A 12,355-nucleotide genomic window follows, 5' to 3' on the forward strand; every position below is an offset into this window, starting at 1 on the left:
GGTCAAGCTCGACGGAAAACAGGCGTTGGATCAATCCCGTATCGGCGCAACGAAAAGCAGGACCTAATCCCCATAGCAGCGCAGGCGGTCGAGATCGAGCACCGTCACCCCGCCGTACTCCACCCGCAGCAGGCCCTCGCGCTCCAGCGTCTTGAGACACTGATTGGCGTTCTGCCGCGACAGGCCCGACAGCGCGCCGATCTCCTCCTGGGTGATCTCCAGATGGCGGGTCGTATTCGGGTAGAGGATCGGATTGAACAGCGAGGCAATGCTGCGGGCGAGCCGCGCCGTCGCATCCAGCGTGCGGCCGACCTCGACGAGGCCAATGAACTGGCCGAGCCGCTCGTTGAGCTGGGTGACGAGGAAGCGGTTGAAGCCGACGCTGTTCTCGAACAGCCGCATGAAGGTCGGCCGCTCCATCAGCGCGACGCGCGTATCGCGCAGCGCCACGACGTCATAGCGGCGCAGCTCGTTCTTCAGCACGCTGCCCTCGCCGAACCAGGCGCCCGCCGACATGCCGGCGAATGTCGTCGCCTTGCCGCCGCGCGACACCGTGCTCATCCGCGCAAGACCGGTGACGATCCCGGTCCAGTAGTCGAATTGATCGCCGCGAAGGAAGATGTGCTCGTTGGCCGCAAACGACCGCTCGACGATGCCGGCCGCAGCCGTGTCGATTTCCTCGGGCTTCAGATGGCGGGACCAGGGCGCGATGCGCAGAAGGGTATCGGGAGAGATCAAGCCGGCATCTCGTCTCGTCGAAGCTCGCGGCGACCATATTGCATCGCAACAATCCTGCAGTGAATATTGCCTGGGAATTGTCAGGCGCAAGACAATTCCTGATAGCGCTTTCCCCTATCGAGGACCACCGTCTTCGACTCGCGCCTCTGGACACGGACGAGGCGCATCGAGATGCGGCAAAATGCGCCCGCCCGGGTGGCCCGTCATTCGTCGGATGGCGCGGAACCGATGCCCGGGATAGGATTGCACCCAATGCGACGAACTCAACGTCGCGCGACACGATGCCTTGAAGAGCGCGCCAAGCGCCGAAGACAGTTCGGGAGGACGACTTGGACTATACGTTGGAAGCGCGCGGAGTGTCGCTGCGTTTCGGTGGGGTGCGAGCCCTGACCGACGTCAGCTTCGGCGTGCGCGAGGGCGAGTTGTTCTCGATCATCGGCCCGAACGGCGCCGGCAAGACCTCGATCGTCAACTGCATCTCCGGCCGCTACAAGCCGACCGAGGGCCGCCTGTTCCATCGCGGCCGCGACATCACCGGCCTGCCACCGAGCGCGCGCGCCAACATCGGCATCGGCCGCACCTTCCAGAACCTCGCGCTGTTCCACCACATGAGCGTGCTCGACAATATCATGGTCGGGCGCCATCACCTGCTGAAGAACAATTTCCTCACCGGCTCTCTGTATTGGCTCACCGGCGCGCGGCGCGAGGAGCTGAAGCATCGCGAGAAGGTCGAGCAGATCATCGACTTCCTCGACCTGCAGTCGGTGCGCAAGGCGCCCGCCGGCACCCTCTCCTACGGTTTGCGCAAGCGCGTCGAACTGGCGCGCGCCATGGCGCTGGAGCCGCATCTGATCCTCCTCGACGAGCCGATGGCCGGCATGAACTTCGAGGAGAAGGAGGACATGGCGCGCTACATCGTCGACCTCAACGAGGAATTCGGCATGACGGTCGTGATGATCGAGCACGACATGGGCGTGGTCATGGACATCTCCCATCGCGTCATGGTGCTCGATTTCGGCCGCAAGATCGCCGAGGGCGACCCGGCCGCCGTGCTCGCCGATCCTCACGTCAAGCGTGCCTATCTCGGCGAGGAGGACGAACTGCTGGTCGATCCCGACGAGGCGCCGTCCATCGCGGAGGACGCGGCATGATGGACTATGCGGGTCGCGTCAAGCAGGCCGACACCTATCCGAAGCTGCTACGGCTGAACGCGAAAGAGCACGGGACGGAGATCGCGCTGCGCGAGAAGAATCTCGGGCTGTGGCACACCTTCACCTGGGCCGACTACCAGGCGCGCGTGTGCGATTTCGCGCTCGGCATGGTGGAGCTCGGCCTCGGCAAGGACGACGTGATCGGCATCATCGGCGACAACCGGCCGGACTGGGTTGCCGCGGAGGTCGCGACGCATGCGATCCGGGCCATGAGCCTCGGGCTCTATCGGGACGTGCTCGACGACGAGGCCGCCTACCTGCTCAATTACGGCGAGGCGCGACTGGTGTTCGCTGAGGATGAGGAGCAGGTCGACAAGCTGCTCAACCTCGCCGAGCGCGTGCCGGCGCTCAAGCACATCGTCTATTCCGATCCGCGCGGCATGCGCAAATATGACGATCCCAGGCTGCTGCCGGCGGACAAGCTCGCCGAGCTCGGCCGCAACCGGGCGGCGCGCGAGCCCGATCTCTACGACCGCATGGTCGATGCAACCGTCGGCGACGACGTCGCCATCCTCTGCACCACCTCGGGCACGACCTCGCATCCAAAGCTCGCGATGCTCTCGGCCGCGCGCGTGCTCAAGCATTGCGCCACCTATCTCGCCTTCGATCCCAAGGGACCGGAGGACGAATACGTCTCGGTGCTGCCGCTGCCCTGGATCATGGAACAGGTCTATGTGCTCGGCAAAGGTCTGCTCTGCCGGATGAAGGTCAACTTCGTCGAAGAGCCCGATACGATGATGAACGACTTCCGCGAGATCGCGCCGACCTTCGTGCTGTTCGCACCGAGGGTGTGGGAGCAGATCGCGGCCGACGTCCGTGCCGCCGTCATGGACGCCTCGCCGCTGAAGCAGCGGCTGTATCATCTGGGCATGTCGACCGGCCTTGCCGCGCTGGAGAGGGGCCAGCATTCGAGCCTTGCCGACATGCTGCTGTTCCGGGCACTGCGCGACCGGCTCGGCTTCACCCGGTTGCGCTCGGCCGCCACCGGCGGCGCCGCGCTCGGGCCCGACACGTTCAAGTTCTTCCGCGCCATGGGCGTGCCCTTGCGCACGCTCTACGGCCAGACCGAGCTGCTCGGGGCCTACACGCTGCACCCGGCCGACGAGGTCGATCCGGACACGACGGGCGTGCCGATGGCTGAGGACATCGAGATCAAGATCGACCAGCCCGACAGCCAGGGGATCGGCGAGATCCTGGTACGCCATCCGAACATGTTCCTGGGCTACTACAAGGCCCCGGAAGCCTCGGCCGCCGACGTCAAGGACGGCTGGATGCATTCGGGCGACGCCGGCTATTTCAACGAGGCGAAGCAGCTCGTCGTCATCGACCGCATCAAGGATCTCGCCGAGACCGCGCGCGGCGAACGCTTCTCGCCGCAATATATCGAGAACAAGCTGAAGTTCTCGCCGTATATTGCCGAGGCCGTCGTGCTCGGCGCCGGCCGCGAGCATCTCGCCGCGATGATCTGCATCCGCTACTCGATCATCTCGAAATGGGCGGAGAAGAACCGCATCGCGTTCACCACCTACTCCGATCTCGCCTCGCGCAACGAGGTCTACGCGCTGTTGCAGAAGGAGGTCGAGACCGTCAACGCCCACCTGCCGCCGGCGCAGCGCATCGCCCGCTTCCTCCTGCTCTACAAGGAGCTCGACGCCGACGACGGCGAGCTCACACGTACGCGCAAGGTGCGTCGCAGCGTCATCAACGAGAAGTACGCCGATATCATCGACGGCATCTATGGCGGCAAGCCTGCCATCCCCGTCGATACCGTCATCCGCTTCCAGGACGGCACCACCCAGCGCATCCGCACGACGCTGAAGGTGGTGGATCTGGGTGGACATGGCGCCATGGCGGAGGCCGCGGAGTGATGCGGATGCTTCACGAAGCTGCGCCGCGCATGACTACGCCCTCTCCCCTTGTGGGAGAGAATGGTGCCGGCCCTCGCCTCGCCCCGCTTGCGGGGAGAGGCCGGAGCGCGTCAGCGCTCCGGGTGAGGGGGAGCCTCCGCGAGGACGCTGACAATCGTCTCGAGAACACCCCCAATGTTACCGAGCACGTCGTTGTTCCAGAAGCGCAACACTCGATAGTTGTGAGCGCGAAACCAATTGTCGCGGGCGACGTCCGTCTGACTTTCCGCGTGCTGCCCACCGTCGACTTCGACGATCAAGCGGCTCTCCCGGCAAACGAAATCGACCGTATAAACCCCAATCGGTTCTTGCCGAACGAACTTATGTCCACCCAGCCTTCGCCCACGAAGGCGGGACCAGAGCGCGTTTTCCGCGTCGGTCGAGTTTTCCCGCAATCGTCTCGCGCGCTCCGTCTTGACCTCATTACCAGGGCGCATGTGGATGGTCCCCCTCACCCGGATTGCATCTTCGATGCAATCCGACCTCTCCCCGCAAGCGGGGAGAGGTTAGCACCTCGCGCATCGTCATGAACACCGCCTTCCTCATCCAGCTCCTCGTCAACGGCCTCGTCGTCGGAACGCTCTATGGCGTGGTCGCGATGTCGTTCGTGCTGATCTACAAGGCGACCCAGGTCGTCAATTTCGCGCAAGGCGAGCTGCTGCTGATCGGCGCCTGGGTGTGCTGGGCATTGCTGACGAAATATCAGGTGCCGTTCTGGGTCGGCATGCCGCTGACGCTGGTCTTCATGTTCGCGTTCGGCATCGCGATCCAGGTCGTGATCCTCCGTCCGATGATCGGGGAGCCCATCATCTCCGTCATCATGGTCACGATCGGCCTGTCGACCGTGTTCCAGGCGGCGCTGAAATGGATGTTCGGCGTCAACCCCCAGCCGTTCCCGCCAGTGTTCGCCAGCACGTCCGTCGACCTGTTCGGACTTCAAATCCAGACGGTCTACGTCATGAGCCTCGTGGTATCGATCCTGATGATGCTCGGCATGGCTTGGTTCTTCAAGGCCTCCAAATATGGCCTCGCGATGCGGGCGACCGCCTTCAACCAGCAGGTCGCGCAATCGCTCGGCATCTCCGTCAAGAACGTGTTCGCGATGGCCTGGGCCATCTCGGCAACGGTCTCGGCCGTGGCCGGTGTTGTCGTCGCCGTGGTCAACGGCGTCTCCTCCGGCCTGTCGGCCTACGGCATCAAGGTTTTTCCGGCGGCGATCCTCGGCGGCCTCGACTCGGTCGGTGGCGCCGTGCTCGGCGGCATCATCATCGGCCTCCTCGAGAACATCGCGCAGTATGTCGACAGCCAGTATCTGCACTGGGGCAATCTGTACGAGATCGCGCCATTCTACGTGCTGATCATCATCCTGATGATCAAGCCCTACGGCCTGTTCGGCACCAAAGACATCGAGCGGATCTGAATCATGGTTGCGCGCTCCACGATACCCGCCGGCGACTTCCGCACCTCCTACGCGGCCGATACCACGATCTTCCCGACCAGAACCAGCCGCAATTTCGCGATCGCCGGCGTGATCCTCCTGTGCTTCGCGCCGCAGGTGTTCTCCGAATACTGGCTGTCGGTCTCGATCCAGATCGGCATCTTCGCCATCGCCGCGCTAGGCCTCAACATCCTGGTCGGCTTCACCGGCCAGATCTCGATCGGACAGGCCGGCTTCTTCCTGCTCGGCGCCTTCACCTCGGCCTATATCAACAACACCTACGCGATCCCGGTGTTCTTCGCGATCCCGCTCGCCGGGGTGATCACAGCACTCGTCGGGTTGATTTTCGGACTTCCGGCGGCGCGGCTGAAGGGTCTCTATCTCGTCATCGCCACCCTCGCCGCGCAATACATCCTGCTCGACTTCTTCTCTCGCGCCGAGTGGTTCTCCGGCGGCTCGGTGCCGGCCTCCGCCAATCCGTTCTCGATCTTCGGCTATACGCTGCGCGGCGACCGGCAATATTTCTACGTCGTGCTGGCCTATGTCGTGGTGTGCTACCTCCTGGTCACCAACCTGATGCGCACCCGCGACGGCCGCGCGCTGATCGCAATCCGCGACCACTATCTCTCGGCCGAGATCATGGGCATCAACCTGACGAAGTACCGGACGCTGTCGTTCGGCCTCGCCGCGTTCTTCGCCGGCATTGCCGGCGCGCTCTACGCGCACTACCAGCTGGTGATCTCGCAGGAAGGCTTTGGCATCGAGCGCTCGATCCTGTTTCTCGCCATGATCATCATCGGCGGCACCGGTTCGATCATGGGCACCCTGATGGGGACAGCATTCGTCGTTCTGCTGCCGGAATCGATGGAATGGCTGAGCCACCACCTCAAGGGCGGCGCGATCGACAAGGCGCTCGCGCTCAACAACAACATCACTTTTTTGCGCGAGATCGCGATCGGCCTGATCATCATCGCCTTCCTGATGTTCGAGCCCGACGGGCTGGCGCATCGCTGGCGCCAGATCAAGACATACTGGAAGCTCTATCCGTTCTCACATTGAACTCAACCAACAGGGACCGGCGACAATCCGGCCCGAACGCATCACAGGAGGAAGCACTATGACGATGAAATCATTGCTCGGCTCGGCGGCGCTGGCGCTGCTCGCAGGCGCCTTCGCCTCAACGGCGCAGGCGCAGCAGATCGCAATCGGACATCTGCAGGATCTCTCGGGCGGCACGTCCGACGTCGGCACGCCCTATGGCCAGGCCGTGATGGACACCTTCGCCTGGGTCAACAAGAACGGCGGCATCGGCGGCAAGCAGCTCGCGGTCGACAGCAACGACTACGGCTACCAGGTGCCGCGCGCGATCGCGCTGTACAAGAAGTGGTCGGCCCCGGACAACAAGGTCGCGGCGATCATGGGCTGGGGCACCGCGGACACCGAGGCGCTGACCGGCTTCCTCGCCAACGACAAGATCCCTGACATGTCCGGCTCCTACGCCGCCGCGCTGACCGACCCTGAAGGCACCAGCGGCAAGGCCAAGGCCGCGCCGTACAACTTCTTCTACGGCCCAAGCTACTCGGACGCACTGCGCGCCGAGCTGACCTGGGCGGCCGAGGACTGGAAGTCGAAGGGCAAGCCCGGCAAGCCGAAATTCGTGCACATGGGCGCCAACCATCCCTATCCCAACGCGCCGAAGGCCGCGGGCGAAGCGCTCGCCACCGAGCTCGGCTTCGAGGTGCTGCCGCCGCTGGTGTTCGCGCTGGCGCCCGGCGACTACAGCGCGCAGTGCCTGAGCCTGAAGAGCTCCGGCGCCAACTACGCCTATCTGGGCAACACCGCGGCCTCCAACATCTCGGTGATGAAGGCCTGCAAGAATGCCGGCGTCGACGTCCAATTCCTGTCCAACGTCTGGGGCATGGACGAGAACGCCGCCAAGACCGCGGGCGATGCCGCCGACGGCGTCGTCTTTCCGCTGCGCACCTCGGTGGCCTGGGGCGGCGATGCGCCGGGCATGAAGACGGTGCAGGAGATCTCCAAGATGTCCGACCCGACCGGCAAGGTCTATCGACCGGTGCACTATGTCGCCGCGGTCTGCTCGTCGCTCTACATGAAGGAGGCGATCGAGTGGGCTGCGAAGAATGGCGGCGCCACCGGCGAGAACGTCGCCAAGGGCTTCTACCAGAAGAAGGACTGGGTGCCCGCAGGGATGGAAGGCGTCTGCAGCCCCTCGACCTGGACCGACAAGGATCACCGCGGCACGATGAAGGTCGACCTCTATCGCGCCAAGGTGACCGGCCCGACCGATGGCGACCTCAACGATCTCATGGCCAAGGGCACGATCAAGCTCGAGAAGGTCAAGACCATCGAGCTGCCGCGCAAGGCGGAATGGGCGGGTTGGTAGGTTGCCAGGCGGCCGCTGAATCAACTCAGCAGCCGCTCCGCACGCCATCGTCATCCCCCGCGAAAGCGGGGGATCCGGTACGCCGCGGCTTCTCCACCGAGCATCGGCGGCTCTGGAATACTGGGCCCCCCGCCTACCGCGGGGGACGACAGTGAGGTGAACGGATATGGTTGAGACCCTCGATAAGCCCAATGCAAATGCGACCGCGAGCGCAGCCCCCCTGCTCTCCGTCCGCAACATCGAGGTCGTCTATGACGACGTCATCCTGGTGCTGCGCGGCCTCAGCCTCGACGTGCCCAAGGGCGCGATCGTTGCGCTGCTCGGCGCCAACGGCGCCGGCAAGTCGACGACGCTGAAGGCGATCTCCGGCCTGTTGAAGACCGAGGACGGCGAGGTCACGCGCGGCGAGATCATGTTCGACGGCACGCGCATCGACGGCATCGATCCGGAGAAGATCGTCCGCCGCGGCATCTTCCAGGTCATGGAGGGCCGCCGCATCGTCTCCGACATGACGTCGCTGGAGAACCTCAAGCTCGGGGCGTTCACGCGATCCGATCGCGAGGTCAACAGTGACATCGAGATGGTGTTCAACTATTTCCCGCGGCTGAAGGAACGCACCGGCCTTGCGGGTTATCTTTCCGGCGGCGAACAGCAGATGCTGGCGATCGGACGGGCGCTGATGGCGCGGCCGAAGATGATCCTGATGGATGAGCCGTCGATGGGCCTGTCGCCGCTACTGGTGAAGGAAGTGTTCGCGATCATCAAGGAGATCAACAGGGATCTCGGCGTCACCATCCTGCTGGTCGAGCAGAATGCGCGCGCGGCGCTGTCGGTGGCCAGCCACGGCTACATCATGGAACAGGGAAAGGTGGTGCTCGACGGCACCGCCGACAGCTTGCGCGACAACGAGGACGTCAAGGAATTCTACCTCGGCGGCGCCGGCGACCAGCGCAAGAGCTTCAAGAACCTGAAGAGCTTCAAGCGGCGGAAGCGGTGGCTGTAGCCGAACTCTCTCCTCGTCATGGCCGGGCTTGACCCGGCCATCCACGCACGAGCCGCAACGATGAACGACGTGGATGCCCAGGACAAGCCCGGGCATGACGACCGCAAGATTCAAGGACTGGGTACGATGACCCACTACGACGCCCTCGAAACCCGTGATCCCGCAGCCCGCGAGCAGGATCTGTTCGGCCGCCTGCCCGACGTGCTGCACGCGGCGATGAAGGCGCCGGCCTATGCCGCGCTGCTGCAGGACATCGATCCCCAGGACATCACGACGCGCGCTGCGCTCGCGCAACTGCCGGTGCTGCGCAAATCCGAGCTGCCTGCCCTGCACAAGGCGGCCCCGCCATTCGGCGGCTTCGTCGCGCAGGCGCCCGGCGCGTTCTCGCGTCTGTTCACGTCGCCCGGGCCGATCTTCGAACCGGAGGCGGCGCACAGCGATCCCTGGCGCGGCGCCCGCGCCCTGTTCGCCTCGGGCTTCCGCAGCGGCGATATCGTACTCAATACCTTCAGCTATCACCTCACGCCCGGCGGCTTCATCTTCGACGCCTCGGCGCGCGCGCTCGGCTGCGCGGTGATCCCGGCTGGCCCCGGCAACACCGAGGCGCAGTTCGAGTTGATCGAGGCCTATCGCCCGATCGGCTACAGCGGCACGCCCGACTTCCTGAAGATCCTGCTCGACAGCGCCGCCAGCGCCGGCCGCGACGTGTCCTCGCTCAAGCGCGCGCTGGTGTCGGGCGCGGCGTTCCCGCCGTCACTGCAGGCCGAGATGAAGGCGCGCGGCATCGATGCCTATCAGGCGTTCGGCACCGCCGATCTCGGCATCGTCGCCTATGAGACCGCAGCGCGCGACGGCATGGTCGTCAACGAGGACCTGATCTTGGAGATCGTCCGCCCCGGCACCGGCGATCCGGTGGCGCCAGGCGATGTCGGCGAGATCGTCGTCACCTCGCTCGATCCCCACCATCCCTGGATTCGCCTTGCCCTCGGCGACCTCACCGCCGCCCTGCCCGGCACCAGCGCCTGCGGCCGCACCAACATGCGCATCAAGGGCTGGATGGGCCGCGCCGACCAGACGACCAAGATCAAGGGCATGTTCGTGCGCCCCGAGCAGGTCGCCGAGATCGGCAAGCGCCACCCGGAGCTCGGCCGCCTCCGCCTGGTCGTCACCCGCGCCGGCGAGACCGATGCGATGACGCTGAAGGCGGAATGCGCCTCGCCATCAGATGGCCTGCAGGACGCGCTCGCCGCCAGCCTGCGCAACATCACCAAGCTCGGCGGCAGCATCGAGCTGATCGCACCAGGCACGCTGCCCAACGACGGCAAGGTGATCGCCGACGAGCGGTGAATTCCTCGTGTTGTTCCCGTAGCAGGAAGCCCTGCGCCAGCGGCATGAGCGGGGCGGCCCGCACCACCCGCACGCAATTGTCGCCTCCCGCGCGCTCTCCTATACAGCCATGTCACGTTCTCTCGGAGTTCGTCCGCATGGCCTTTCCGCGCGCGTCCAAAGCCCTGTCCCGCTTCACTGTCCTCGATTTGACGCGGGTGCGCGCCGGCCCGACCTGCGCACGGCAGTTCGCCGATTGGGGCGCCAACGTCATCAAGATCGACGCCATGATGGAGGATGGTGGCGAGGCCCTGGGCGGCCCGCGCCGCGGTTCCGACTTCCAGAACCTGCATCGCAACAAGCGCGCGATGACGCTCAACTTGAAAGACCCAAAGGGCGTCGAGGTGTTCATGCGGCTGGCCAAGCGGGCCGATGTCGTCATCGAGAACTATCGCCCTGATGTGAAGACCAAGCTCGGCATCGACTACGAGGCCGTGCGCAACGTCAATCCGCGCATCGTCTATGGCAGCATCTCCGGTTTCGGCCAGGACGGCCCCTATGCGAAGCGGCCGGGCTTCGATCAGATCGCGCAGGGCATGGGCGGGCTGATGTCGATCACCGGCGCGCCCGGCGAGGGCCCGATGCGCGCGGGCATCCCGATCGCCGATCTCTCCGCAGGCCTGTCCTGCGCGATGGGCATCCTCACCGCGCTGCTCGAGCGCGAGGTCTCCGGTGAGGGCCAGTGGGTGCAGACGTCGTTGTTGCAGGCGCAGATCTTCATGCTCGACTTCCAGGCCGCACGCTGGCTGATGGAGAAGGAGGTCGCCCCTCAAGCCGGCAACAACCATCCGACCAGCATTCCGACCGGCGTGTTCAAGACTTCCGACGGCTACATCAACATCGCCGCCACGGGGGGGCGGATCTGGGAGCGGCTGTGCCAGACGCTCGGCGCGCCCGAATGGATCGACAATCCGGACTACGCGACCGCGCCGGCGCGCTCCAAGAACCGCGATGCGCTCAACGCCGAGATCAATGCGCGCACGCTGGCGAAGACGAGCGAGCAATGGGTCGCCGAGCTCAATGCCGCCGGCGTGCCCTGCGGGCCGATCTACGCGATCGATCAGATGTTCGAGGACCCGCAGGTGAAGCATCTCGGCATGGCGCAGCAGGTCGCCAGCGACGACGGCCGCGACATCACGCTGGTGGCGCAGCCCTTCACCTTGTCGCGCACGCCGAGCCGGATGGCGGCACGGCCGCCGGAGTTCGGCGAGCAGACCGAGGAGATCCTCTCCGAGTTCGGCTTCACCGATGGCGAGATCGCCGATCTCCGGCTGCACCGCGTCGTGTGAGCAGGTGCAATATGACCAAGCTGCGGCATCCCGCCGCTGTGGCCCAGATGTCACCACGTTGGAACTTCGACCTGGGCGGGATTGAGGCCAGAGGGAGACCGCGTTAATCTCTTCGCATCAGTTGATCGCGGACCCCTTCGGCCCGCGCGTGTGAGGAGTAGCCTTCCATGAGCGCGACGGAATTGAACGAGTTTCTGACGGCGATGGACATGGTGCGCGACGTCAACGCGGCCGCTCTGAATCACGTCGGCGTTCTGCCGTTCGACGAAACGATGCTCGACAACGAGTCCGACTGGTACCACATGCCGGTTGCGGAGAAGGCCCACTGAGGCTGACTCGCCTCGGGTCCGCGCGCCCGCTGACCTGCATCATCTTTGCTCGAAGCCTTCGTTCCGAAAGCCGGACGGAGGCTTTTTCTTTTCGAGGGCGACGGGATGAGCTGCGAACTCTGATCCACCGAACGCAAAAAAAAGCCCGACGCACGCGCCGGGCAAGGTGATCGTCTCGGGAGGAAACATCAGGGCGCGATGACCAGAGATCAGGCACCGCGCGTGAGCAGAACGATATCTGCCCATGAATGGAGCCTATCACCGCTCTGCCTAAAATGCTGTCATCGCAAAGACACAACCTCTGGAGAAGCACCGGACGGCTTCGAACATCGGTACGATTGTTTTGGTGTTCCCAGCCAAGTCCTATCCACCACAATCCGCGAACCAATTACGGCATGGTCCCAATCAGAAACTCGCAACTGATGCCGATGGTCGTGGGAGCCTCAGCGTGTGGCCTGTTCACCCGCCGCGTTTGGTCTGCTCGGTCCGCGAGGCTGACGCGCAGGGAGAATCTGGGCAATTCAGGTGCTCGTCGCGGTCTATCCGCAGCGTTTGAGGCAGGATCGCTGATGCCACAGCCCATGCTGCACAAGCCCGCCGCATGCGCGCCATTCGGTTGCGGAACGACCACGCACAACCGGACGCGGAGG

11 protein-coding genes are annotated in these 12,355 nt (G+C 64.7%); 9 read left to right on the forward strand and 2 right to left on the reverse strand.

The annotated features are described in order from the left end of the window. Window positions 1-63: 63 nt before the first annotated feature. Complete coding sequence (locus QW887_RS30675) at window positions 64-738, reverse strand: Crp/Fnr family transcriptional regulator (RefSeq protein WP_315753574.1); 675 nt, start codon at window positions 736-738, stop codon at window positions 64-66. 329 nt (window positions 739-1,067) lie between these two features. Here QW887_RS30675 and QW887_RS30680 point away from each other — a divergent pair, with 329 nt between their 5' ends. Then, entirely contained in the window at window positions 1,068-1,889 is an 822-nt protein-coding gene (locus QW887_RS30680) for an ABC transporter ATP-binding protein (protein ID WP_315712912.1), read from the forward strand. Next, a complete protein-coding gene (locus QW887_RS30685; RefSeq protein WP_315753572.1) occupies window positions 1,886-3,817 on the forward strand; it encodes a long-chain fatty acid--CoA ligase in 1,932 nt (643 codons plus the stop codon). The genes QW887_RS30680 and QW887_RS30685 overlap by 4 nt, the downstream gene beginning before the upstream one ends. Window positions 3,818-3,927: 110 nt before the next feature. On the opposite strand, the gene QW887_RS30690 is transcribed toward QW887_RS30685, so the two are convergent. Further along, complete coding sequence (locus tag QW887_RS30690) at window positions 3,928-4,293, reverse strand: endonuclease domain-containing protein (protein WP_316183846.1); 366 nt, start codon at window positions 4,291-4,293, stop codon at window positions 3,928-3,930. An 89-nt stretch (window positions 4,294-4,382) separates the two neighbouring features. Here QW887_RS30690 and QW887_RS30695 point away from each other — a divergent pair, with 89 nt between their 5' ends. The 7 genes from QW887_RS30695 (at window position 4,383) to QW887_RS30725 (ending at window position 11,705) form a co-directional block, all read left to right on the forward strand. Continuing rightward, a complete protein-coding gene (locus QW887_RS30695; RefSeq protein WP_315712914.1) occupies window positions 4,383-5,276 on the forward strand; it encodes a branched-chain amino acid ABC transporter permease in 894 nt (297 codons plus the stop codon). A 3-nt stretch (window positions 5,277-5,279) separates the two neighbouring features. Next, on the forward strand, window positions 5,280-6,353 hold the full coding sequence (locus tag QW887_RS30700; protein WP_315712915.1) for a branched-chain amino acid ABC transporter permease: 1,074 nt from the start codon (window positions 5,280-5,282) through the stop codon (window positions 6,351-6,353). Between the two features lie 58 nt (window positions 6,354-6,411). After that, window positions 6,412-7,698 carry an ABC transporter substrate-binding protein gene (locus tag QW887_RS30705; RefSeq protein ID WP_315753568.1) on the forward strand — a complete coding sequence of 429 codons (1,287 nt, stop codon included), beginning with the start codon at window positions 6,412-6,414 and terminating at the stop codon, window positions 7,696-7,698. A 166-nt stretch (window positions 7,699-7,864) separates the two neighbouring features. Beyond that, window positions 7,865-8,701 carry an ABC transporter ATP-binding protein gene (locus tag QW887_RS30710; protein WP_315712917.1) on the forward strand — a complete coding sequence of 279 codons (837 nt, stop codon included), beginning with the start codon at window positions 7,865-7,867 and terminating at the stop codon, window positions 8,699-8,701. Between the two features lie 126 nt (window positions 8,702-8,827). Beyond that, on the forward strand, window positions 8,828-10,048 hold the full coding sequence (locus QW887_RS30715; RefSeq protein WP_316195833.1) for a phenylacetate--CoA ligase family protein: 1,221 nt from the start codon (window positions 8,828-8,830) through the stop codon (window positions 10,046-10,048). A 137-nt stretch (window positions 10,049-10,185) separates the two neighbouring features. Further along, window positions 10,186-11,376: a CaiB/BaiF CoA-transferase family protein gene (locus QW887_RS30720; RefSeq protein ID WP_315753562.1), complete on the forward strand. Its 1,191-nt coding sequence runs from the start codon at window positions 10,186-10,188 to the stop codon at window positions 11,374-11,376. A gap of 167 nt (window positions 11,377-11,543) precedes the next feature. Next, window positions 11,544-11,705, forward strand: a complete 162-nt coding sequence (locus QW887_RS30725) for a hypothetical protein (protein WP_315712919.1) — start codon at window positions 11,544-11,546, stop codon at window positions 11,703-11,705. Window positions 11,706-12,355: the final 650 nt, after the last annotated feature.

Source organism: Bradyrhizobium sp. SZCCHNRI3052, from assembly GCF_032484895.1.
Lineage (GTDB): Bacteria > Pseudomonadota > Alphaproteobacteria > Rhizobiales > Xanthobacteraceae > Bradyrhizobium.

Coding starts and splice junctions, on each gene's coding strand:
- QW887_RS30715 (WP_316195833.1), top strand. CDS start 8,828: ATGACCCACTACGACGCCCTCGAAACCCGTGATCCCGCAGCCCGCGAG.
- QW887_RS30685 (WP_315753572.1), top strand. CDS start 1,886: ATGATGGACTATGCGGGTCGCGTCAAGCAGGCCGACACCTATCCGAAG.
- QW887_RS30710 (WP_315712917.1), top strand. CDS start 7,865: ATGGTTGAGACCCTCGATAAGCCCAATGCAAATGCGACCGCGAGCGCA.
- QW887_RS30690 (WP_316183846.1), bottom strand. CDS start 4,293: ATGCGCCCTGGTAATGAGGTCAAGACGGAGCGCGCGAGACGATTGCGG.
- QW887_RS30725 (WP_315712919.1), top strand. CDS start 11,544: ATGAGCGCGACGGAATTGAACGAGTTTCTGACGGCGATGGACATGGTG.
- QW887_RS30705 (WP_315753568.1), top strand. CDS start 6,412: ATGACGATGAAATCATTGCTCGGCTCGGCGGCGCTGGCGCTGCTCGCA.
- QW887_RS30695 (WP_315712914.1), top strand. CDS start 4,383: ATGAACACCGCCTTCCTCATCCAGCTCCTCGTCAACGGCCTCGTCGTC.
- QW887_RS30720 (WP_315753562.1), top strand. CDS start 10,186: ATGGCCTTTCCGCGCGCGTCCAAAGCCCTGTCCCGCTTCACTGTCCTC.
- QW887_RS30700 (WP_315712915.1), top strand. CDS start 5,280: ATGGTTGCGCGCTCCACGATACCCGCCGGCGACTTCCGCACCTCCTAC.